The 20,789-nt window shown below is 68.5% G+C and carries 21 protein-coding genes and 3 pseudogenes; 6 read left to right on the plus strand and 18 right to left on the minus strand.

Going from position 1 to position 20,789, the window contains the following annotated elements:
• Together AB0H81_RS27020 and AB0H81_RS27025 are read right to left on the minus strand one after the other, a co-directional pair.
• Positions 1-1,502, minus strand: a 1,502-nt coding sequence (locus tag AB0H81_RS27020) for an MFS transporter (protein WP_358380133.1), incomplete at its 3' end; no start/stop codon positions are given.
• Between the two features lie 187 nt (positions 1,503-1,689).
• Positions 1,690-2,292 (minus strand): GNAT family N-acetyltransferase, encoded by a 603-nt coding sequence (locus AB0H81_RS27025; protein ID WP_358380136.1) that lies wholly within the window; start codon positions 2,290-2,292, stop codon positions 1,690-1,692.
• Positions 2,293-2,316: 24 nt separating this feature from the next.
• Between AB0H81_RS27025 and AB0H81_RS27030 the strand changes: the two genes are divergently transcribed.
• On the plus strand, positions 2,317-2,505 hold the full coding sequence (locus AB0H81_RS27030; RefSeq protein ID WP_358380139.1) for a hypothetical protein: 189 nt from the start codon (positions 2,317-2,319) through the stop codon (positions 2,503-2,505).
• A 116-nt stretch (positions 2,506-2,621) separates the two neighbouring features.
• On the opposite strand, the gene AB0H81_RS27035 is transcribed toward AB0H81_RS27030, so the two are convergent.
• The 5 genes from AB0H81_RS27035 to AB0H81_RS27055 form a co-directional block, all read right to left on the minus strand.
• Entirely contained in the window at positions 2,622-3,137 is a 516-nt protein-coding gene (locus tag AB0H81_RS27035) for a hypothetical protein (RefSeq protein WP_358380141.1), read from the minus strand.
• A complete protein-coding gene (locus AB0H81_RS27040; protein WP_358380144.1) occupies positions 3,127-3,555 on the minus strand; it encodes a MarR family winged helix-turn-helix transcriptional regulator in 429 nt (142 codons plus the stop codon). The genes AB0H81_RS27035 and AB0H81_RS27040 overlap by 11 nt, the downstream gene beginning before the upstream one ends.
• Positions 3,556-4,715: 1,160 nt before the next feature.
• Positions 4,716-5,102 (minus strand): VOC family protein, encoded by a 387-nt coding sequence (locus AB0H81_RS27045; protein WP_358380147.1) that lies wholly within the window; start codon positions 5,100-5,102, stop codon positions 4,716-4,718.
• Positions 5,103-5,675: 573 nt separating this feature from the next.
• A complete protein-coding gene (locus tag AB0H81_RS27050) occupies positions 5,676-5,900 on the minus strand; it encodes a LuxR C-terminal-related transcriptional regulator (RefSeq protein WP_358380150.1) in 225 nt (74 codons plus the stop codon).
• Positions 5,869-6,369: a response regulator transcription factor gene (locus AB0H81_RS27055; RefSeq protein WP_358380153.1), complete on the minus strand. Its 501-nt coding sequence runs from the start codon at positions 6,367-6,369 to the stop codon at positions 5,869-5,871. The genes AB0H81_RS27050 and AB0H81_RS27055 overlap by 32 nt, the downstream gene beginning before the upstream one ends.
• A gap of 222 nt (positions 6,370-6,591) precedes the next feature.
• Between AB0H81_RS27055 and AB0H81_RS27060 the strand changes: the two are divergent.
• Positions 6,592-6,708, plus strand: a pseudogene (locus tag AB0H81_RS27060) (IS5/IS1182 family transposase); the annotation flags it as partial.
• A gap of 196 nt (positions 6,709-6,904) precedes the next feature.
• Here the strand turns inward: AB0H81_RS27060 and AB0H81_RS27065 are convergent.
• From AB0H81_RS27065 to AB0H81_RS27075, 3 genes and pseudogenes are all read right to left on the minus strand, one after another.
• On the minus strand, positions 6,905-7,447 hold the full coding sequence (locus AB0H81_RS27065; RefSeq protein ID WP_358380156.1) for a DUF5313 family protein: 543 nt from the start codon (positions 7,445-7,447) through the stop codon (positions 6,905-6,907).
• The gene (locus tag AB0H81_RS27070; protein WP_358380159.1) at positions 7,447-7,773 is read right to left on the minus strand and encodes a PadR family transcriptional regulator; all 327 of its coding nucleotides are present in this window, start codon (positions 7,771-7,773) and stop codon (positions 7,447-7,449) included. Before AB0H81_RS27070 ends, AB0H81_RS27065 begins: the two co-directional genes overlap by 1 nt.
• A 106-nt stretch (positions 7,774-7,879) precedes the next feature.
• Positions 7,880-8,641 (minus strand): annotated as a pseudogene (locus tag AB0H81_RS27075) (transposase family protein); the annotation flags it as partial.
• Positions 8,642-8,746: 105 nt separating this feature from the next.
• Here AB0H81_RS27075 and AB0H81_RS27080 point away from each other — a divergent pair.
• The 4 genes from AB0H81_RS27080 to AB0H81_RS27095 all read left to right on the plus strand — a co-directional run bounded on the left by AB0H81_RS27080 (position 8,747) and on the right by AB0H81_RS27095 (position 11,759).
• Entirely contained in the window at positions 8,747-9,418 is a 672-nt protein-coding gene (locus tag AB0H81_RS27080) for a pentapeptide repeat-containing protein (RefSeq protein WP_358380162.1), read from the plus strand.
• 242 nt (positions 9,419-9,660) lie between these two features.
• Positions 9,661-10,092 (plus strand): hypothetical protein, encoded by a 432-nt coding sequence (locus AB0H81_RS27085; protein WP_358380165.1) that lies wholly within the window; start codon positions 9,661-9,663, stop codon positions 10,090-10,092.
• Positions 10,093-10,157: 65 nt separating this feature from the next.
• Positions 10,158-10,361, plus strand: a complete 204-nt coding sequence (locus AB0H81_RS27090) for a hypothetical protein (RefSeq protein WP_358380168.1) — start codon at positions 10,158-10,160, stop codon at positions 10,359-10,361.
• 21 nt (positions 10,362-10,382) lie between these two features.
• Complete coding sequence (locus AB0H81_RS27095) at positions 10,383-11,759, plus strand: DUF2079 domain-containing protein (RefSeq protein WP_358380171.1); 1,377 nt, start codon at positions 10,383-10,385, stop codon at positions 11,757-11,759.
• A 105-nt stretch (positions 11,760-11,864) separates the two neighbouring features.
• On the opposite strand, the pseudogene AB0H81_RS27100 reads toward AB0H81_RS27095, so the two are convergent.
• The 8 genes and pseudogenes from AB0H81_RS27100 to AB0H81_RS27135 form a co-directional block, all read right to left on the minus strand.
• Positions 11,865-14,050 (minus strand): annotated as a pseudogene (locus AB0H81_RS27100) (S8 family serine peptidase).
• Positions 14,051-14,123: 73 nt separating this feature from the next.
• Positions 14,124-14,651: a hypothetical protein gene (locus AB0H81_RS27105; RefSeq protein ID WP_358380174.1), complete on the minus strand. Its 528-nt coding sequence runs from the start codon at positions 14,649-14,651 to the stop codon at positions 14,124-14,126.
• A gap of 193 nt (positions 14,652-14,844) precedes the next feature.
• Positions 14,845-15,726 (minus strand): hypothetical protein, encoded by an 882-nt coding sequence (locus AB0H81_RS27110; protein ID WP_358380177.1) that lies wholly within the window; start codon positions 15,724-15,726, stop codon positions 14,845-14,847.
• A gap of 98 nt (positions 15,727-15,824) precedes the next feature.
• A complete protein-coding gene (locus AB0H81_RS27115) occupies positions 15,825-16,883 on the minus strand; it encodes a CU044_5270 family protein (RefSeq protein WP_358380180.1) in 1,059 nt (352 codons plus the stop codon).
• Entirely contained in the window at positions 16,883-17,467 is a 585-nt protein-coding gene (locus tag AB0H81_RS27120; RefSeq protein ID WP_358380183.1) for an RNA polymerase sigma factor, read from the minus strand. Before AB0H81_RS27120 ends, AB0H81_RS27115 begins: the two co-directional genes overlap by 1 nt.
• Positions 17,468-18,310: 843 nt before the next feature.
• Positions 18,311-19,621, minus strand: a complete 1,311-nt coding sequence (locus AB0H81_RS27125; protein WP_358380186.1) for an FAD-binding oxidoreductase — start codon at positions 19,619-19,621, stop codon at positions 18,311-18,313.
• Between the two features lie 39 nt (positions 19,622-19,660).
• Positions 19,661-20,065 (minus strand): DUF4267 domain-containing protein, encoded by a 405-nt coding sequence (locus tag AB0H81_RS27130; protein WP_358380189.1) that lies wholly within the window; start codon positions 20,063-20,065, stop codon positions 19,661-19,663.
• A gap of 34 nt (positions 20,066-20,099) precedes the next feature.
• Positions 20,100-20,738: a hemerythrin domain-containing protein gene (locus tag AB0H81_RS27135; protein WP_358380192.1), complete on the minus strand. Its 639-nt coding sequence runs from the start codon at positions 20,736-20,738 to the stop codon at positions 20,100-20,102.
• Between the last annotated feature and the right edge of the window lie 51 nt (positions 20,739-20,789).

A 20,789-nucleotide genomic window follows, 5' to 3' on the forward strand; every position in this document is an offset into this window, starting at 1 on the left:
AGCACCGCCGCGGCGGCGGCGATGACCGCGGCGATGACGGCCGCCGTGGTCAGCCCGCCGGCGAACGCCTCCCGAGCGGAGGCGAGCAGGGCCGCGCCCAGCTCGCCAGGCAGTGTCCGCGCCGCGGCGACCGCCCCGTCGAGGCTGTCGCGGCCGGCCGCGGCGGCCTCGGTCGGCAGACCGGCGGGTAGCTCGGCGGCGACTTGACCGCGGTAGACGGCGGCGGCGATGCTGCCGATGATCGCGATTCCGAGTGAGATGCCCAGATCGCTGCAGGTGGTCGCGAGGCCGGACGCCGCGCCCGCCTTCTGCGGCGGCACGGAGCCGACGACCAGGTTGGTGGTCAGCGCCATCGACGGGGCGACGGCCGGGTAGAGCACGATGAAGCCCGCGACCAGGAGCGGAAGTCCTCCGGTGGCGTCGATCTGGGTGAGGATCAGGTAGCCGATCACCTGGATGGCGAGCCCGGTCGCGATGAGCCGTCCTGGGCGGAAGCGCCGGGCCAGGATCGGCGAGGCCGTCGAGACGAGTACCAGCAGCGCCGCGGCCGGCAGCACCCACAGGCCCGCCTGTAGCGGTGACAGGCCCGCCACCAGTTGCAGGTACTGGATGATGAGCAGGTAGGTGCCACCGAGCGCGGTCGCGGCGAGCAGGAACACACCCACCGCACCACTGACTGCGCGGTTGGCGAACAGTCGCACGTCCAGGAGTGGCTCGGGCAGGCTCAGCTGGCGCACCACGAACCAGGCGCCGAACGCGAGCCCGATCACGATGGCGGCCACCGCGATGATCAGGCGGCCGTCCTTGCCGAGCTCTTTGACGCCGTAGACGATCGGCAGGAGTGTGGCCAGTGTCAGCGCCACGCTGAACAGGTCCAGCCGGCCCCCGGCGGGGTTGCGGGGGTTGGGCAGCAGCAGTGGGGCGCCCATGGCCACGATGACCATCACCGGCACGGCGACCAGGAAGGCCGCGCGCCAGGAGAACGCCTCCAGCAGCACCCCGCCGATCACTGGGCCGAGGGCGGTGCCGACGGAGATGCCGCCCGACCAGATGCCGACCGCGAGGCCCCGCTGGCGCGGGTCGGTGAACGTGGAGAAGATCAGCCCGAGGGTGGCGGGCATCTGAGTGGCCGCCGCGATGCCGAGCACGGCCCGCCAGACGATCATCAGGGCGGGCTCGGACGTGGTGGCGGCGGCGACCGAGACGACGGCGAAGACGGCCGCGCCCGTGATCAGCAGGCGGCGGTGGCCGATCCGGTCGCCGAGGGTGCCCATGGTGACCAGCAGGCCGGCCATCAAGAAGCCGTAGATGTCGATGATCCACAAGGTTTGGCTGTTGCTGGGTCTCAGGTCCGCGGCCATCTGGGGGATGGCCAGGAACAAGATGGTCAGCATCATGAACAGCAGCAGGGCGGGCAGGACGAGGACGGCCAGCCCGAGCCAGGTCCGGGCGCCGGCGCGCGGGCCGGGGTCGAGATGCCTGGGTGACGCCGGTGACGACAAAGGGGGTTGCCTTCCTGGGCGGCGAGGAGGAGGCCGGTGCGCCGGGATCGGGAGATGATTCCGGCGCCGGCCCCCGATCGCTTAAACGGTACGGGGGTTGGGTATTTGCGAGGCGGCAAAGATGCCCCTGCCGGGTTCGTCCTTTCGGAGGGGCCCCGGGACGGATGGGGTCGTGGGGCGGGCGGGCTTATCGGTGTTCGGTGTGCTTGATCGCGACGCGAACCGCGTCACGGGGTGATGGGCGGAGCGTGTGCCGCCAGGTCAGCAGCGGGTCCTGGGCGGCCTGGCGGGCAAGGGGTGCGGCGTCGGTGAGCCGGAAGCCGCACCTGCCGGCCACGGCGGCACTGGCCAGGTTGTCTTCGGCGATGCGCAGCAGCAACCGGGTGAGGGCCAGCGCGTCGCAGGCGTAGCTGATCATCAGCCGGACCGCGCGCGAGGCCAGGCGCTGGCGTCGGTGGGAGGCGCCGATCGCGTAGGCCAGTTCCGCCTCGCCGACCGTGCCGGTGCGAAACAACAGGATCTCGCCCAGCGGCGCGGCGCCGTCGGTGGTGATGGCCAGTTGCATGCGCTGGCCGTCTGCGCGGCGTTGACGCGCCTGGCCCAGGTAGGCGCGGGCGGCCGCCCCATCGAAGGGTGCGCGCAACGGCGTCCATCGGTCGACCTGGGGATCATCGAACAGGTGCGCCATCGCGGGAATGTCACTGTCGTGCCACTCACGCAGGGTAATGCCAAGCCCGGACAGGTGGACCTCGGCGGGGAAGGCGGTGTGTCCCCCGGCGGTGCCGGTCATCTCCGCCTGCCCGCGCCTGCCGTCGTGGCGGCGATCGATGCGCATCGCCAGGCGGCCGGAGCGTCGTCGTCCGCCAGGGCCGGCGTCCGCTCCGGCATCGTGCGTGGCCTGCGCCGGATCGGCGCGGGCAGGGACAGCGACCGCCGCACCGGCGGGCTGGTGTCGGGCATGAAGGCCTCCTTCATATTGCGACACATGCGCAACAAGCGTTGATACGCTACCAGGGTGGGGTATATCTGAAATGTGCGGGTCCGCGGGTCTGGTCAAGGGGCTAGGGGTGACTCCGCGACAAGCCGGGGGAAGAGGGGCACGCCATCGGCGGGAACGCGTCAGCCGTGTTCGGCGTGCTGGCCGTGGTCGGTGACCTGGGCGTCGAACCAGGCGTGCAGCGCCTTGAGGAGGGCCGGGTCGGAGGTGGTGTAGGTGATCTGGGCCCCGGCGGGGGCCTCCGCGTAGCGGAGGCCGATCCGGTCGTGGCCCGCCTCGAGCTCGCGCAGGCCGGGCATCTCGCCGCCGTGGATGGAGGCGGGGTCGCCGTAGTCGCCCTTGCTGAAGCCCGCCGCCTCGGCGGTCAGGTGCTCGCGGATCAGAGCGACCTGTTCGGCGTCGACAGGGTCGTCGGAGGTGACGGTCTGCACGCCGCCGGTGGCGGCCTTGGCGAAGCGGTGCGTGGTGCGCTCCAGGTCGAACGGCATCACCGTCCGGCTCTTGGCCGCGATCTCGGCCTGCCGGGCGGCCAACGCCTGCTGCTCGTTCCGGCCGATGAGCACGTACGCCGTCGCGGCGACGACGACGAGGGCGAGCGCGGCGAGGAGCGCCTGGACGCGTCGATTCTCAAGTTTCATCGATGGCCTCCGTGAGGATGGTCAGGGCGCGCAGCACGTCGGCACGCTCGCCCTCGGGGACACGGTCCAAAACGGCGGAGAACCGCTTCGCCCTGGCCTCGGCCAGGCGGGCCGCGGCGTTCACTCCGTGCGGGGTGAGCTGGACCAGCACGCCGCGCCCGTCATCGGGCGCGGGGGTGCGCTCGGCCCAGCCACGGTTGATGAGCTGGGTGACCAGCCGGCTGGTGGTGCTCTTCTCCAGCCGCAGCCGGTGCGCCAGCTCGCTCTGCCGCAACGCGCCGTCCCTGGCCAGCTCGCCCAGGGCGTGGGCCTCCGAGGTCGGGATGGGCTGCCCGCACGGGGTCTGGTCCGGCTGGTGGAGACCGAAGGCTCGCACGAACCGGGCCACGGCCTCCTGGAGTTCGCGATCATCCGCCATGGTTCGACGATACAACCACATAGTTGCATGGGGCAACCAGATGACCGGGAGGAGATCGCCGTCCGACGCCGGGGGTGGGCTGAGACGCCGCACTGATCGCCCAGGCATACACCGCTCACCACCAGGTCACGACCCAGCTGACAACGCCGACTACACCGACCGGGCCGGGGCCCTTCCGGCCGTGGAAGATCTTTCCGATCAGGGCAGCCGGGACTCCCGCAGGTATGTGACGCGCGCGTTGGCGCGCTCGTCTAGCGCCCTATCCCCGGCGCTGATGTACGTCGAGTCGTTGAGTCTTCTCGCTTGCGACACCCGCCGGCCCCCTGGCCGGCTCGGTACGAGATGAGGGCACCGGCGAATGAACCGTAGGCGGCGAGCCCGTTCTTCGCAGAGCCGCTCATCGCCTGCTTCCAGGCGCAGCCCACCGACCGCGACGACCTGGGTGCGACGTCGCCGATACGACCGCGTGACGCGTAGCAGTGTCTACCTCGTCACCGGAAACCGCGCATCAGATCGAGGACAAGACCAGATGACGCGATGAGCGACTGCAGAGTGATCTAGCCGAAGAGCCACGACGGGCCTGCCGAGGGCCTCCCGAATCCGGGTCAAAGTTCCCATCTGCAGGTCCGCGCACGCCGCCGAACAACGGATATGGCGGCCACACGACGGGCGCGCGAACCACCTCGCGCAACTTGGCCTCCAGGAGCCAAGGATCTGCGGCATCGAATGCTGACCTTCTAGCGTCTTCGGACGACGAGAGCCGACAGAGCAGCGCGCCGCAGGATGTCTGGCGAACGGCCGAGACGCGGCCGGAAACAGCGACCGCAAAGGAAGGGCTGATATCCACTCGTTGTGACTACCTGCGATCGCGGGCACACGCGCGACAAGCGGTCCTCCATAATCATCCGCGAGCGGACACCAGAGTGATTCTCTGGTCGTGAGAACCTGTGTTGGCGCCGTACAGAATGAACGCGGTCGGCGGGCATTCACCGGCGAACTCCTTGCCGATCGAGAGCGCCATTCCGGAGGACACGCTGATCATTACGGTGCATCGCCGTGAGTCGGCCTGGATGAGATCGGGCTTGTAGCCGCTGAGAACCTCTCCGGGAAGACCACGTGCACCGTCGCGCCGCCGCCGCGATCACCGCCAGGTGCCGGCCCTACGCCTGCTCCTTGTACACCGCCTCGACGTTGTTGCCGTCCGGGTCATCCACAAACGCGCAATAGGCGCCATATTCGGGCCAAAGCCGGGGTTCGTGCCGGGACTTGCCGCCAGCCGCCAGCGCGGCCGCGTGGAAGGCGTCGACCGCGGCCCGGTCGCGGGCGGTGAACGCGATGTGCGCGCCCCGTGTCACCGTGGCGTCGCCAGCGGGATACAGACCGAAGGAAGGGGTGTCCAACTCCTCCTCCCAGAACTCCGCTCCGCCGTCAGCCGCCTCTCCGACGACGCCAAGAGGCTTCAGCGCGGCGGTGTAGAAGCGTGTGCTCGCCTCGAGGTCCGCGGCGATGAAGGTCACGTGGTGGATGAAGGGCCATCGTTCTGTCATGACCGCGGAGTCTACGAGAGCCTGCGCCGAATCCTGGTGCCGGGGCCTCGCGCGGCTCGCGGAGCTGAGTACGGCCCGGAAGCGGGGAAGCCGCCGCGGCGGCGCGCTCGGCAACGCCGAGCAGGCTACGTCTCAGCAACAGGGTGCCGGCGGGGATACTGGTACACGAGGCCTCCTCGATCAGTCCTTGGGACGAGTGGGACGAAGCAGCCCCTGACCAGGGCGAGCATGGTCTCCTCGAGCGAGCCGAGGCGCTTGGTGAGGTCGGTGGCGGTGCGGTTGAGCTCGTCGCCGTCGGGCCGCGCCTGGACCAGCTCCGTGAGCGCCCCCGCGGCGGCCGCGAGGTGGAGACGGCCACCTCGGTCGTGACCATGATCTGCAGGGTGAGCAGGAAGACGGCGAACGGGAACTTGCGCCGGAAGACCAGCGCACCGCAGCCGAGCACAGCGAACGTGACGCCGAGGCTGGTCCCCTCCCAGGTGTCCACCCACACGTCCAGTGCCGCCACCGCCACCAGGACGAGGTCGACGACCGGCGCGGGCACCCGCCGCCAGAGGGCGCCTGCGCGGCTCATCAGCCCGCCTGCGACCGCGGCCGCTCCTCGAGCAGCCCGGCCCGCTGTGCCAGCAGTGCCGCTTGTACCCGGCTGGTCGCCCGCAGTTTCGTGAGGATCGCGCTGACATGGTCCTTGACCGTGCCGGCGCCCAGGTGGATGCGCGCCCCGACGTCCGCGTTCGACAACCCCTCCGCCACCAGGACCAGGACGTCACGCTCGCGGGGGGGTGAGCAGCTTGACACGGGCCGCCTCTTCGTCGGCAGCCGCCTCGGCGCCGGGGTGGCTGTGCAGCAGGGCCCGGGAGGCCTTGGGCGACAGCACCACGCCGCCCGCTGCGAGGGTGCGCACCAGGTGGGCGAGCTGGGCGGGTTCCGTGTCCTTGAGCAGGAAACCTGCCGCGCCGGAGTGCAGTGCGGTCAGAACGTACTCGTCGGTGTCGAACGTCGTCAGCATGGCCACCACGGGTGCGTTCGGCATCATCCGCAGCTGGTGCAGGACGGTGAGTCCGTCGACGTCCGGCATCCGGATGTCCAGCAGCACCACGTCGGGCCGCTCCCGGCGGATGGTGCCGACGGCGTCGCCTCCGCTCGCGGTCGCGACGACCTCGATGTCGTCAGCCGCACCGAGGATGAGGCTGAATCCCGACCGCACCAGAGCCTCGTCGTCCACCACCCCTACGCGGATCACGTGCTCCGCCTTACTCTGGCCCACTCTGGCCTGCTTTCCGATCATAAAACGCCGATTGGTCGCAGTGCCTGAGCACTGCGCCGTGCTGCAAGCTTGAGAAACAGGCAGGCCAGGGCATCCGCCTGAAGTCCGTAATGTCCCCGCCGGCCAGGTACGCGGAGGTTGCCGCGCAGTCACTGAGCTCTTTCCAACCTGACGGTGCTGGTCACGATGGGTGTGCCAGCAAGCTCGCCCGCATACCCGGCATCCATCGGCGAGCGCGCCGTCGCGACCTTGAAGTCCTGGAAGGTGCTGATGAAGCAGCGCTGCTGCCCTCGAGCGGCCGCAATCGTGCAGGCCATCCTCGTGCTGCAGCTCGTCGAACAGGCACGGTTAGCGGCGATGGCCGCCTGGTCGACGTCGGCTCCAGCGCCGCCTGGCTTGGCGCCAGATGCTGGGGATGCCTCGCCGGGAAGGCGGTGCCGGTTGATGACCTCCCGGCGGAAGGTCTCCCCCGGCTCCACGAAGCGCCGTACGCGACCCTCGGCAGCGATCACCACCGACGGTGGACCCTCATGATCTAAGCCGGTCGGCGCTCCGTGGCTTCGCCGCCAGGCCGGGGTCGGACGTGATACGAGGTGCCATCAGGGTGGAACTCGTGTTTGGCGAGCCACTTGCGTCTTAGGCCGGCCTTGGACAGCCGAGCGGACAGGTAGGTAAGGCCCATCATCACCAGCACGGCCCAGGACGGCAGACCCGACGTGATCCACACGAGGTACATGATCCAGACGAGCATGATGGCGCCCAGTTGCCGCTCGACGAAGAAGCGGCCTTGGATGTCGTCTCTGGCCCACCAGCGGTAACGCCAGGGCAGTCGAGCGCCGAACACCCGGTAGAGCAGCCAGTGCCACGGTGGCGGATGTTCGCGCAGACGCAGCATGAGCCCGGCGCGGAGCATGTCGAAAGACTCGCGCATGGTCGGGCCGCGTTGTCCCGGCTCGGCCAGGTCCAGCAGGGTGCTCAGCAGTTCGGCGCCACGGAACTCCCGGAAACGAGGCGGATAGGCGAGCCGCATCAGTAACCGGCAGCGACGTTCGTAGACAGAGGCGATGTCGTGGGTCATCACATCCCCATTCCGGGCTGGAGGCTCAGGCGCCGCTGAGCGGTGGTGGCCAGGCGCGCCAGGCGGGTGGTCTCCGCGGCCAGCACCTGACGACCATGGCCGGTCAGCTCGTAGTAGCGACGGTGGCGGCCGGAGACGACCTCCTCCTTGGCGACGATCACCAAGCCGTCGCCTGCCAGCCGGTCCAGAGCGCCGTAAAGGGTGCCCGCACCGAGCCGTACTTGCCCTTCGGACAGTTCCCGCACCGCTTTGATCACGCCGTACCCGTGAAGCGAGCCCTCGGAGAGGGCCAGCAGGATCAGGTAACTCTGTTCACGCAATGCCATGTGGCGATATATATCGCTATTCGTACTATTAGCGCAAGCGCCGGTCAATCCTGCTTCGTCTGCCCTGTTGGCGCGCCCCCGACGTCTCACACGATGAGCCTTTCCATCCTGGGTATCGGCCCTCTTCGACCAGTTGCAGCACGAGGATCGCCTGCACGAACACGGTCGCGCGATGCGGGCAGCAGCGCAGCTCGGCCAGTACCTGCCAGGACTTCAAGGTCGCGACGGCGCGCTCGCCGATGGCGCGGATGCGGGCATGGGAGCGGTTGACGTCTCGCTGCCCGCGTGACAGCCATGGACGGCGGCGATGCCGCTTGAACGGCGTGCGGATGGCCGCCCGCGCCTTGACAGCCCTTGTCGGCGAAGGCCTTGACGCCGGCACTGTTCGGGGCGGCGATCAGGCCGACCGTCTGTGCGGCGGTGACGTCGTGAACGGCACCCGGCGGGCGAGCCCACATCAGCCGGACCACCGGATCGGCCAGCAGCTGCACGTTCATCCCTGCTGCTTGTGTTTCCCGCTGTAGTACGGCCGCTCTTCGCCCAGGCGGTCGATCGGGATGAAGGTGCCGTCCAGGATGGCGTAGGCCAACCGGGCTGCTCGCGCCGTGGCGGCGTGCACGTCGTCGGCCAGGACAGCCACAAGGTCCACAGCTTCGCGGACGTAGCGCCAGGCGGTGGTGGTACCGACGGCGAAGCCGGCGACCCGGCGCGCGTAGGTGTCACCGTTACGCAGATGGGCCAGGACCAGCAGCGCTTGCTGGGCCGCGTCTAACTGCCGCCACCGGCAGCCTCGTTCGGCACGCTGCGAAAAACAGCGCACTGTTATCCTGGATGCGAGAAACGCGAAACAGGCAGCGATTGACGACATCAAATGCATCGTCGACAAGAAACGGCTGAGAAGACAATGTCATCTGGTACCCGTAATCACTGGACTCCTGCCAGGCCCCCCGAGGACGGCACCGCAGCCCAGCGCGTGCGCGAGTGGATCGATGCTGGCGAGGGCGGACTGGATGCCGTAGGGCTCAACCTCTCCGGCGCCGACCTCTCCCACGGCGACTTCTCCGAATCATGGTTTACCGGGGCAAAGCTGGTGAACCTGCGGCTGAGAGGAGCTGAGTTGTACCGCTCGGACGCCCACGGTGCGGACTTCAGCGGAGCAGACCTGACGGAATGCTCGTTGGTGCGAGTCAACCTTGATGACGCGGTCATGCGAGGGGCTATCCTTGACGGAGCGAATTTGGCGAAGGCGTCTCTTTATGGTGTTGACGCATCAGGGGCGAGTTGTCGCGGAACGCAGTTCATGGGTTCTTCGTTGCTGGGGGTAAATCTTCGTTCCGCAGATCTCTGTAATGCCGTGTTCCAAGAAAATTCATTCAAGGTCACGTTGGATCAAAACACTAAGCTCGTTGGCGCATCTGGGTCCGTTTTCGGGCCTGTGGTGATCGTTGAAAATGGGTTTTCCCGCGAGCTCTCCGGTGCTGCGCTCGAAGAATGGCTCACACTCAAAGGTGGGTCGCTGCGTGTCATGACGAATGATCGGCAGGTTATTCCGTCCCCGCGTCGACAAGGACGGCATGCTCACCCAGCGGCCCGAATGGTTCTTCGACGAATGGGAGAACTCTCGCACGACGAGCTGCTGAACTGACCACGACGTGTTTGGTGCCGATCGCGCCACCAGCGATCGGTCAACCGCGCTCACGGTCCTCTCGGATCTCGAAGCCCATCGCATCCCCTCGTGGGGGTGTTGCGACGACCACTAGAAGGAAAGGTGGGTGGCGGGCTCTTTCACGCGCTGGAGCCCCAACCAAGCGCGGCTCTACGGCAACCATCAGTGACATGTGGTCGTCTCAGCATGTGCGTCCATCTCCCGAACCCGAGGACCCAATCATGCGTTCCCACCACACCGTCTGGCCCGCGTGCGCAGCCATCCTCGCCACAGCCTGCCTCACCGCGTGCGGCGCTGCCACCACTCCACCGGCCGTCCCCGTGGCGACGGTCACGGCGACCATGCCAGCGCCTACCGCCACCGTCACCGAAAGCGCTGAGCCCGACTCCCCTCAGCAGGAGACGGACGCACCAGCCGCTCCGGCCAAAGAGAAGAAGAAGCTCCCCAACGTCGTCGGCATGAACCTGCAAGCAGGACAGGACACGCTCCAAGCTGCCGGCTTCTACGTGCTGAACGACAAGGACGCCGCCGGGCAAAACCGGCTACAGGTGTTCGACCGCAACTGGGTCATCACCAAGCAGACTCCCGCCGGGGGCCGCACGGTCAGCACAGCTACGCTGATCACGCTCTACGCCAAGAAGATCGGCGAATAGCTGCCGCCAGAAAGCACGAACACGCCCCGTACGCCGGCCTGGCTCGATGGCCCGAGCTGCAGGCGATGACGGACTTCTTCGCCGCGCCCGCGTCCGAGGAGCTCGACGAGGAAGAGGACGAGGACGACTTCGATGACCGCGCCGACTACGACTGGAGGGCCGCCTGTCTGGCAGTCATCGCCCCCAGCACCGGGGCGCGGCTGACCGGCGAGTGGCTGGAGCAGCCGCATCCCTACGTGACGGTCCGCATGCCCGACGCGACCCATTGACCCCTGAACGGTCAGCGCACTGTGGCGGCGGCCTACGCGATCTTAGGATTGGTCGAGTATGCGCGCTTTCGTGCCGGCATCTATGACTTAGTGATCTTCGATCAGGCGGTCCGTGGCTACTACCGCTTTGAGGTTCCCGGCTCGTTCGTCAAAGACCAGTGGAACCAGCTCGGCACGGCGGTATCGGTCCTGGGTGACCACTTCTCCCCGATCTTGGCCGCTCTGGCGCCCCTGTACTGGATCTATGACGGCCCGCAGACCCTCATCGTCGCCCAGGCGGTGCTCTTCGCTGTCGCGGCCATCCCGCTGTGGCGGCTGAGCCGACGCCGATTAGGAACGACCGCGGCCTACCTGGTCGCCGCCGCCTATCTGCTGTCGTGGCCGATAGCCGAGGCTGCGGCCTTCCACTTTCACGAGTACGCCTTCGTGCCCCTGCTGACGGCCGTGCTCTTCGAACGGCTCGATGCCGGTCGACGCGGTGCTGTCATCGTCTCGGCGGCCGCGCTCCTCCTGGTCAAGGAGGACCTGGGCTTCTTCGTCGCGGGACTCGGCCTGGCCCTGCTGTTCCGCCCGTCATGGCGCCTCATCGGGGCGGCCATGGCCGTGCTCGGCCCCCTGGCTGTGTGGGTGACGAGTCAGATCATCATCCCGGCGTTCGGCGGCTCGTCCGGCCGCTACTGGTATTACAGCGGCCTCGGGGCAGATCCTGGGGAGGCCGTCACCCGGATCCTCACCCATCCGCTGGATGTCCTGTCCGTGCTCACCTCGCCGGGCGTCAAGATGCAGACGATGTTGCTGCTGCTGGCGCTTGTGCTGTTCGTGCCGCTGCTGTCGCCGTACGCGCTGCCACCCGCGATGCTCATCCTGGAACGGATGCTGGCCACCGATCAACCAGGCTGGTGGGGCACCAGCTACCACTACAACTCCGCCGTCGTCATGGCCTTGTTCTGCGCGTCCATCGACGCGATCGACCGTTTCCAGCGGCGCCGCGGCACGGCAGAGGTGTCTCGCCGGCGCCTTGGCCTTACCTGGGCCAGCGCCTGTGCTGTGCTCGGCATCGGGCTGGTGGGGGTCTTCCCACTGCGCGATGTCTTCGATCCGGCCTGGTATCGAAGCGGCGCACGCGAGGACGCGGCTGCTGCGGCGGTCGCGGTTGTTCCTGACGGGGCCTTGGTCGAGGCCGCCAATCAGGTCGGGCCGAACCTCTCGGCCAGGACCAAGGTGGTCATCTGGCGGCCGATGCCACACCGTGCTCCATGGGTCGTGGCCGACGTCGCCTCGCGCCAACCGATCTTCAAGTCAATTGAGGAACAACGGGCCGACGTCGCCGAGCTACAGGCTCGCGGTTACAGACTGGTGATGGAACGCGAGGGATACATCGTCCTTCACCTGCCCTGAGGTAGGGGGCTGGACCAGGCGCTGATCTGGTTGTTGATTTGGTCGTGGCAGGGCCGCACCAGGTCATTCGCCACCCAGAGCGCGGATCAGGTGGGACGTTGCACCTCAAGGTCCGGTCCAAGGTCGAGCTGTTTGCTCATGTCGAGCTCGAACTTGCCGTACAAGTTCAGGTGGGTCCAGAACAGAGCCGACAGGGGTCCCGGTAGCAATCACGGACAGCCGGGTGGACGATCCAGGCTTGGCGCGGTTGTACTCGTCCAGCCCCCTGGGGGCGTAGCGGATCGCTGTCAGGGCGAGCGCTTCCGGCTTCGCGGTGTTCGCCGAGCGGAACGTCCACGTCGGTTCCACCTTCGTGGAAAGCGTGGAGTACGGCACCTGCCGGTCGGCCGTCGTGCTGAGCATGTAGGTCGCGGGCTCCGCCGGGAGGCGGGCGGTCAACCGGCAGGAATCGAGCTCCCACGGCCCGCACCTGGTGTAGTCAATCGTGGAGATGACCTGATCATCCTTGGCGAGGCTGATGGTGCCGGCGGCCGCGCCGTCCATGCCGACCCGACCGGGCACGCCCTCGGAGAACAGCCGGGCGCCGTCGAACTCAGAGACGCCATCGATGGCGTTCGCCACGAAGTAGGTGCCCGTCGCGGCCGTTCCGGCGCCGCGGAAGGTCGTGGTCACCTTGTCGAGGTCCTTCACCCTGGCCGTGTAGGTGGGGTCTTCGGGCATGCCGTCATGACGTTCGTCCACCAGGTCGTAGCGGACGGGGGTGGGAGAGGCGTCCTTCTTGTGGGAATGCATCCTGCTGACGTACTTCAGGCCGGGTTGCTTGGAGCCGAGCACGAAGTACACCGCGCTGGGGTCCGGCCTGCCTCCGGCCCAGCCGAGCCACCATGAACCATTGATCACCCACATCTCGAGCCACCCGCTGGTGACAGCCGTGGGCTCGTCCAGGGTGAACCTGATCGGTTTTGCCTTGCGCGTGTCCAGGACCATCCCCGTGCCCTGTTCGCCGACCTTCACCGGCAGGTGCGTGGTCGTGATGCGCTCGCCTTCGTAGATGTCCACGTACAGGCTCCACTCGCCGGCGGGGAGCCGGTAGGTGTCCGGCGCGCCGCGAAGGACCATCCGAACACTCTCACCCTTGCCATTGTAAAACTCGCCGATCGCGTCGACAGGCCGGCCGTCGGTGCCGAGTGCGCTGATCTTCACGTCGTAGGCTTCCGGCTCCACGTACGCGGTGGCGACGGTACGGACGAGCAGGTCACCCGATCGGGCCGTGATGGTGCCCGGGTGATCACCGGGCTCCTTGCCGGTCCCATCGATCGTCACGGTCACCGATGCCGTGCCTTTGGCGGGCACCTCGACCCGCTGCGCCGACGTGCGCAGCACGTCACCGTCCACGGCGAGGTCCAGCGTGACCGGAGAGCCGCCGGCGTTGGTGTAGGTGATCTCCTTGGTCGCCTGCCGCTCGCCGGATCCACCCCAGCGGAAGACCGTGCCGACGTTCGCGGGACTGGCGTACACCTGCTGCCCGACCGCCCGGGCCACGTCGACGCGTCCGGCGCCCTGGTCGAAGTGCGTGGCGCCGGCCTGCGGCGCGGCGCTGCCGATGAGCGCGGCCTTGAGCTGCTCCCCGTTCCAGTCCGGGTGCCGCTGGGCGAGGATCGCCGCCGCGCCCGCGACGTGCGGCGCCGCCATGGAGGTGCCGCTGTGGGCGACGTACGGGCCGTCTGCCGTGCCCTGCGCGGCCGCCGCCATGATGCCGACGCCGGGGGCGGTCACGTCGGGCTTGATCGCGTGATCGCCCAGTCTCGGGCCGCGGCTGGAGAATTCGGCCATCTGGTCGGACTTGTCGACCGCGCCGACCGTAAGTGCCGCATCGGCGCTGCCCGGGCTGCTGACCGAGCGGGTACTCCGTCGTTGCCCGCCGCGATGACGAACAGCGCTCCCGTACGCGCTGACAGGGTGTTGACGGCGTGCTCCAGCGGATCGACGCCGGGCGTGTCCAGGCCGCCGATGCTCATGTTGATGATCTTCGCTTTGACCTCGGCGGCGGCCCATTCCATGCCCGCCAACAGTGCCGCTTCGCTGGCGTACTCTCCGCCGACCTTGCCAAGCGCAATCTTCGCACCCGGCGCGACGCCCCGGTACTTCGCTCCGGCTCCCGCCACGATGGAGGAGACATGAGTGCCATGTCCAACACTGTCGGTGATGTCGGGTTCGTCGGAGAAGTTCCGCGACTGCGTGACCACGTCCTTGAGATCGGGGTGAGTGGCGTCGTGACCGGAGTCGAGCACAGCGACCGTGATACCGGCTCCGGTCAGCCCCTGTTGCCACGCCTGCGGGGCCCCGATCTGCTTGACGCTCTGGTCAAGGGTGATGGGCCGCTTCCCGTCCAGCCAGATCTTCGACTTGCCCGCGGCCAGTGATCGGGGGCACCAGGCTCTGCCAGGTCTGGCCCGCCGTCACCTTGGAGACGCTCGTGGCGGCCAGTCCCAGCCCGGCAAACTCCTTCGCCTTCCGCGTTCCGCTGAGCGCCTGTGCCGCCTTCCCCTCGGCGGACTGCACGATCAGCGGTATCTCCGCCTTGTGGGCGTCGCCGTACCGCCAGGTGAGCAACTGCGTGACGTCGAACAAGCGCTCATCCAGCAGCCCCTGGGCCAGCAGCCGCTTCGCGTCCTCTGGAATGACGTGGAGGTGGCCCTGACGGCGCTGAACGTCGAAGCGCTCTTTTCTGCCTGGCCCCGGCTCGATCCGGTGACCGTTCGCGGTGACGGTCACCCGGTCGCCGGTCAGCAGCGTCACCGAGCCCGACACCCCGGTCACGGAAGATACCGGCTCGGCCGCCTGCGCGGCGCTCGTGGTGCCGCCTGCGATGAGATATCCCGCCACGATCATGGCGAGGGTTCCGTGAGTTAATTACATCTGCTTTCTCGTGGTCGATGTGCGGAGAGTTGATCCTCCGATGGAGCAGAGACGCTGATGGCCTGGGAAGCGACTCTGCCGTGTCTTCTGGTCAACAGGGGACCTTGGAGGCGGGCGCGTCGGGGTGCCGCTCGCACGCCACGAGCGGCACCCCGGGAGCGCTGGGTCAGACGAGCTTGCGGTAGATCCGGGACGGGATCGCCTGGGCCGCGCCCTCCCGGCCGAACTCCTGGTAGATCCGCGACGTGATCTCCATGGCCTTGGGAGAGTAGGCGGGGTAGAAGTCCTTACCGCACTCCAGGTCCTTCAGCGCCGCCTTGATCTCCTTGTTCAGGTACGGCCTGGCCTGCGCGGGCTTCAGGTTCGGCCGGAAGATGATGGTCTTGCCCTTGGGCGCCTTGGGTAGTTCGCCCTTCCATGCCTTCTTGGCGACGTCCGAAGCCTGCCGCGCGATCTTCGTGTGGCTCAGACCGTCCAGCGCGGTCGGCTCGGTTCGGCCGACGCCCAGGCACGCGGCGAACTGCTTGCCCAGCTGGACGAGCCGCTTGTCCTGGTCGAGGACGCTCAACGCCTTCCGCACCGCCGCTTCGAGCTGGTCGTGGTAGTCCTCCTGGGAGGTGACGGTTTTGCCCAGCACCTCTTTGACCGCCTGGGAGAAGCAAGACTCGTCGGCGGCGCGCCACTTCTTCAGCTCGCCGGCCGACAGCGACATCAGCATCTTGTTGTTCGGGTTCTCGTGCTGAACGGGGTTGACGACCTTGTCCTCCGGATAGACGTTCGCCGACCAGACGCCGAAGCCGTACTTGGCCCGGTACGCCCGCAGCGCATCCAGATCACCCGCGAGCCGCTCCTGCTCCCCGGGCTGCCACGTGTACCGAGGCTCCGGGGAGGCCACGTAGTCCAAGCCCCGCTCCTTCATGCAGGCGACGCGCTTGGCCTCCAGTTGCGTCTGCTTCTCGTACGCGGCGGCGTCCCCCGATGGCGATGCGGTGAGGCCGCCGAACGAGCCGGCGAGCAGGGTGGCCGCGACCGCCTTGGCGATGAGCATGGATGTTCTCCTTCTTTCTTGAGGGCATGCCGGATCGATCTGAGGGCATGCGAAACAGAACTCACGACCGGAAAGGCCGGATCAGGTGAGGGAAGGTCTCAACAGGGGATCTTCATACGGGACGCCTTCGGCGACACCTCGGGCAAGGCAGGGGCGAGGTCGATGGTGAGCACCGCGGTGCCGGTCACCGTGCCCTTCTTCTCCGTGTAGTCGCCACCGGAGGGCGTCTCCACTTTGCGGTCCCTGGTGTTCACTGTGCGCTCGCCCAGATAGTGGTAGGTCGTCCGATCGAAGATCAGCTCGGACCGGGTGCCGTTGCCCTCGTCCATGGCGACGGCCAGGCCGGGGCGTCCGGCAGCGTCCACCGCGTCGCCGATGAGCACGATGCCGTCCAGCCCGGCGGCGACCTGGTACAGCGCGGCGCCCAGGCTGGGCCGTACCACGGACTCGCGGACCAGGCTCTTGAGGGAGTGCCAGATGTGCAGCGGCTCCTCGCCCGTGTCGGCCACGATCTTCGCGCGTACCTGGGCGGGGTCCGTCGGCCAGGCGCCCAGCCGCGCGTAGGCCGGCTGGCCGGGACAGGTTCCCGGCTCGTACACGATGTCCTCGACGCCGCGGTCCCAGTACTTCCGGGGCGCCGGTCCCGTGGCCGACAGGTTCTGGCTGCGGCTCAACCAGGGCTTGCCCAGGTCGGCGGCCTCCCACCGCTCCTCGTTGACCATCACCTTGGTATAGAGCGTCCGGCCCGACTCGTCCTTGGTGTGCAGGCTGTGCTGGGCCAGCGTCTTGGTGTGCACGTACTGACCGCGGACCGGCACCGTGTCCGGCCGGCCGGCGGCGGCCCGGGCAGCCAGCGTGAGCAGCGCCTTGGCGTCGGCCGGAGGGGCAGCGATCAGGTACCCGGAGGTACGCGGGTCGGAGCCACCCAGGCTCACCTGGGCGACGATGATGCCGCCGGTGAGCATCACCGCCATGGCGCCGACCAGGGCGACGCGCCGGATCGGCAGCGCGGACGGCCACCTGCGGCGCGGACGATCCCACCGTGACGCCTGTGCCTCGCGGGTCAGGCGGAGGAGGCGGTCACGCCCCTTCACCGCCGCCTCCGGCGGGGCCTCGGGCTCCGCGAACACGGCTTCGATCAGCTTCAGCTCGTCCATCACCACTCCCCGATCGGGTTGACGTCGCCCAGGGCCTTGCGCAGCTTCTTGCGCGCCCTGTTGATCCGGGACCCGACAGTCCCCACCGGTATGTCCAGAGCGGTGGCGATCTCCTCGTAGCCCAGCCCGCCGAAGACGAGCAGGAACACCACGTCGCGATCACCCTTCGCCAGGCCCTTCAGCCCTCGTACGAGCTCCGGCCGGCTGGCCTGCGCCGCGAGCTGCGCGGTCACCCGATCCTCGTGCCCGTCGACGGAGTCCTCAGCCGCCACCTTGCTGAGCGCGTTCAGGCGGCGGCCCTCCCTGCGGCGGTGACGGGCCACAACGTTCGTGGCGATGCCGAATAACCACGACCGCACACTGCCCCGCTGCGGATCGAAGCCGTGCCTGCCGTTGAACGCGAGCAGGAAGGCGTCAGCGACCAGGTCCTCGGCCTGTTCACTGCCGAGCCGGGCGGCCAGATAACGGTAGACCTCCGTGAAGTACCGGTCGTACAGAAGGGCGAAAAGCTCGGGACTGTCCAGCGACCGCTCGACCACGGTGACGTCCTCCATTACGTCGTTGGCGTCAGGTGGTGCTGTCATGGCGTCCTTCCGAAGGCAACTGTCGCCCAGTGTTCGCCGCTCGGCGGGTTTTCTTCACGCCGATTTCCGTCCAGGCACGGCCCGCCTGCCGTCCGGTGAGCGCGGGCTCAGACGCAGTATCTCGGCCTCAGGGATGTGGACCAGGCTGGGAGTAGGTCGGTGATCCGCGCACGGGTGATGGATCAGAGTTCACGCCCTCGCCCTCGGCATGGCTGCCCAGCAGGACGTTCGGGGTCTTGTCGAAGATGAGGGATTCGCGGCCCCGGTGGTCCACCCGGGGCACTCCTCGGCCTCCATGAAACCCGGCGCGGTTCACACCGCCGGCCGACTTGGTGCTTCCCTTCATAGACGCGGCAGAGTTCACCGAGCGCGCCAACGGCCGCGCCGGTGGCGCGGTGGCTGTGCTGCTGGTAGCCGTGGCTGGTCAGCACCTGGGAGACGTCGAGGATGAGGCCCCAGGTGAAACGCTCGTCCAGCGCGCCGGGCTCGGTGACGCCGGGCTCGGTGACGTCGTCAGTCATCTTTCTGCGCCAGAAACGAGACCAGACCCGACGACTCGCCAAAATCGCCCCGACCGACCTGGGAATGCCCGGGATGCGCACATCCGGAACTCAGACGTGAGTTGTGATCAATACGGCACCGCGCTGAGCTCGCGGAGCCGGGCGACCGCTTAGCTGGTGCTGGCGTCCTGGGGGGCGCGGGCACACCGGATACCTCTCATTGTGCGAGTCCTTCCTGTGTGCGTGCGCCTTTCACCGTGCTCGCGGCGACATCTGTCACGCGGGTGTGGTGCGGCCCCGCCGCCCCGGTGGGCGGCGGGGCCGAGACCTGCTGGGAAGCGATCTATCCGAGCACCGGGTAGTTCGCGCGGAACACGTTGTGCGGGTCACGGGCCCGCTTGATCTCCCGTAGCCGCGCGAGCGCGCTGCGGGAGAAGGACTTCGCCGCCGTGTCACCGGGGGACAGCACGGTGTACGGTTTGCGGCCGCTGATGTAGGCCTCCAGGTCGGCCACGACCTCGGCCTGCTTGGCGCGCGTCGCATCGGCCGCGTGCGGCAGGCCGAGCCCCAGCAGGCCGAGCAGGTACGGCTCAGCCACCGCGCCGCTCGCACCGGCCCCGCTGCCCGGCTCGGCGAGCGCCCCGCCCAGGTGCCTGATCTGCACGTTGATGAGCGGTTCGACCGGCTTGGCCAGCAGGCGCTCCACCGCGTCCGCGTCCAGGCCGGTGAGCAGCTCCGCACGAGCGATGGATGGGGCCGGATCGGTGGGCTCGGCGGCGATGTCACCCAGGTCGGCAACCGGGACGACGCCGCGGCTGTCGGAGATCGCGCCCTCGACCTTGTCGATGCGCGCCAGCAGGTCCTCCCCCGCGGCCGCCTCACCCAGGTAGGCCAGATCCAGCGTGACCATCGGCGGCGCGCCGGGTGGCTGGAGTCGGTTGATCCAGACACTGAGTTCACGCGGCGCCTCGGCGGTGATCTCCAGGAACGCTTCGTACACCTCCCTGGTCCGGTGCTCCGGCCAGATCACGCGCCCGCCGTACAGGACTGGCGCGGGATACAGCTCGAGTTCGAGGGCGGTCACCACCGCGAAGTCCCCGCCACCGCCGCGCAGCGCCCAGAAGAGCTCGGGATCGGACTCGGCGGTCACCCGGCCCGGCTCGCCGTCGGCATCCACGATGTCGATGGCCCGCACGCTGTCGGAGGCCAAGCCGTACTTGCGGCTGAACCAGCCGACCCCGCCGCCCAGGGTGTAGCCGGTCACGCTGACCCCCGGCGCGCTGCCGGCCAGGCCTGTCAGACCCAGCGGACCGGCCGCCGCCAGCACCTGCCCCCACTTCACGCCCGCGCCCACCCGGACCACGCGCTCCTCCGCGCGTATCTCCACCTCGTTCAGCAGGCCGGTACGCAGCAGGATCAGGCCTTCCACATCACCCGAGGCGCCATGCCCGCTCGGCTGCGCGGTCACCGTCATACCCGCCCGCCGCGCGTAACGCACGAGCGCCGCCATGTCATCGGCATCCGCGGCCTCCACCACGGCCGCCACCGGCTGCCTGACGGTCAGATTCCACGCGGTGGCCGCCTGTTCAAAGCCGTCGTCACCGGCCAGGAGCACGCGCCCCTTGAGGGCACCGCGCAAATCGTTGATCGTCATAGTCGTCTCCATTTTTCGAGTTCTCAGAGAATGCGGACGTCAGGCGGGCTGCGCGGCGGTCGCCGGGGTGGTGCTGGTCTCGCGGAGGGTCAGCAACCCCGTGACCGCGATCAGCGCCGCGGTCAGGCCGTGGATGCCGAGCGCGGCGGCCGTGGATCCGTGGTGGGCCAGGACGTTGACCATGTCGCCGAACGGGGCGACGGCCACCATCAGCAGGACCCAGCCCAACGGGCGGCGGTGGCCCGTCACTAGCAGGATGCCCATGGCCAGGCCCATCGCGATCTCGCGACTGCCCTTCACGATGGACAAGCCGCTGCCGTCAGAGGGCCAGTTCGCCAGCCCCGGGAAGGTGGTCCCGAGGGGCAGGACGAAGGACAACCCGAGGTAGAGGGTGAACAGGACGACGACGGCGGCCAGGACGGTGTTGAGCTTCTTCAGCGACATGGTCGTTCTCCTTGTATGTACGGACGGGCAGGGGTCAGCCGCGGACACGGCGGATGTGGCGGGCGTAGCGGGGGCGGCCGATGACGTGCCAGATGACGCGGACCGGGCCAGGAAGGCCGCTGAGGACGATGGCGCGCTCGGCCGGGTTCGCGTCCTCCAGGACGGCGCCGAAGAGCGTGAACAGGGTGAGCTTGGGCGTGTTGTTCACCAGGTGGTCGCCCAGGGAGGCCCACTCCTGTTGGGTGATGTGCTTGGCCGCGAGCGGGAGGAGGGTGGCCTCCTCGTCGTCGAGGTGCTCCCGCAGGACCGCGCGGTGCTCGCAGAGGGCGGCCACCACGGTGTCGCGCTCGTCGGCGCCCGCGCCGGCCTCCCAGGCGGGGACCGCGGCGTCCAGCCTCCTCAGGGTGGCCGCGATGCGCTCGTGCTGGGCCTGCATGCGCAGGACGATGTCGGCCTCCAGGTCCACCCGGGCGAGCAGTGGCGGCCACAGCAGCTCGTCCTCGCCCTCGTGATGGTGGTGCAGGCCCAGCCGGTAGACGCGGAAGTGGCCGGCGATCACCTTGGCGCGAGCGGTGTCACCCGGGGCGACGGCCGCCACGAGCTCCACCAGCAGCCGTGACTCCCGGCGGAGCACGCGGTGGACGATCTCCATGTCCCGGGTGTCGACGCTCATCTGTTCCCGCCCTTCATCGGTTGCGACGTGTTAAGGCTGCTCCTGGGTGTT

Origin of the sequence: Nonomuraea sp. NPDC050691 (genome assembly GCF_040654455.1) — a bacterium.
In the GTDB taxonomy this organism is placed as follows: Bacteria; Actinomycetota; Actinomycetes; order Streptosporangiales; family Streptosporangiaceae; genus Nonomuraea.

What these genes read in the sequence shown, in the direction of transcription:
- AB0H81_RS27035 (WP_358380141.1), bottom strand. Translation starts at nt 3,137, where the DNA reads ATGAAACTTGAGAATCGACGCGTCCAGGCGCTCCTCGCCGCGCTCGCC.
- AB0H81_RS27040 (WP_358380144.1), bottom strand. Translation starts at nt 3,555, where the DNA reads ATGGCGGATGATCGCGAACTCCAGGAGGCCGTGGCCCGGTTCGTGCGA.
- AB0H81_RS27070 (WP_358380159.1), bottom strand. Translation starts at nt 7,773, where the DNA reads ATGGCATTGCGTGAACAGAGTTACCTGATCCTGCTGGCCCTCTCCGAG.
- AB0H81_RS27125 (WP_358380186.1), bottom strand. Translation starts at nt 19,621, where the DNA reads ATGACGATCAACGATTTGCGCGGTGCCCTCAAGGGGCGCGTGCTCCTG.
- AB0H81_RS27090 (WP_358380168.1), top strand. Translation starts at nt 10,158, where the DNA reads ATGACGGACTTCTTCGCCGCGCCCGCGTCCGAGGAGCTCGACGAGGAA.
- AB0H81_RS27115 (WP_358380180.1), bottom strand. Translation starts at nt 16,883, where the DNA reads ATGGACGAGCTGAAGCTGATCGAAGCCGTGTTCGCGGAGCCCGAGGCC.
- AB0H81_RS27045 (WP_358380147.1), bottom strand. Translation starts at nt 5,102, where the DNA reads ATGACAGAACGATGGCCCTTCATCCACCACGTGACCTTCATCGCCGCG.
- AB0H81_RS27085 (WP_358380165.1), top strand. Translation starts at nt 9,661, where the DNA reads ATGCGTTCCCACCACACCGTCTGGCCCGCGTGCGCAGCCATCCTCGCC.
- AB0H81_RS27120 (WP_358380183.1), bottom strand. Translation starts at nt 17,467, where the DNA reads ATGACAGCACCACCTGACGCCAACGACGTAATGGAGGACGTCACCGTG.
- AB0H81_RS27130 (WP_358380189.1), bottom strand. Translation starts at nt 20,065, where the DNA reads ATGTCGCTGAAGAAGCTCAACACCGTCCTGGCCGCCGTCGTCGTCCTG.
- AB0H81_RS27135 (WP_358380192.1), bottom strand. Translation starts at nt 20,738, where the DNA reads ATGAGCGTCGACACCCGGGACATGGAGATCGTCCACCGCGTGCTCCGC.
- AB0H81_RS27025 (WP_358380136.1), bottom strand. Translation starts at nt 2,292, where the DNA reads ATGACCGGCACCGCCGGGGGACACACCGCCTTCCCCGCCGAGGTCCAC.
- AB0H81_RS27105 (WP_358380174.1), bottom strand. Translation starts at nt 14,651, where the DNA reads ATGATCGTGGCGGGATATCTCATCGCAGGCGGCACCACGAGCGCCGCG.
- AB0H81_RS27065 (WP_358380156.1), bottom strand. Translation starts at nt 7,447, where the DNA reads ATGACCCACGACATCGCCTCTGTCTACGAACGTCGCTGCCGGTTACTG.
- AB0H81_RS27110 (WP_358380177.1), bottom strand. Translation starts at nt 15,726, where the DNA reads ATGCTCATCGCCAAGGCGGTCGCGGCCACCCTGCTCGCCGGCTCGTTC.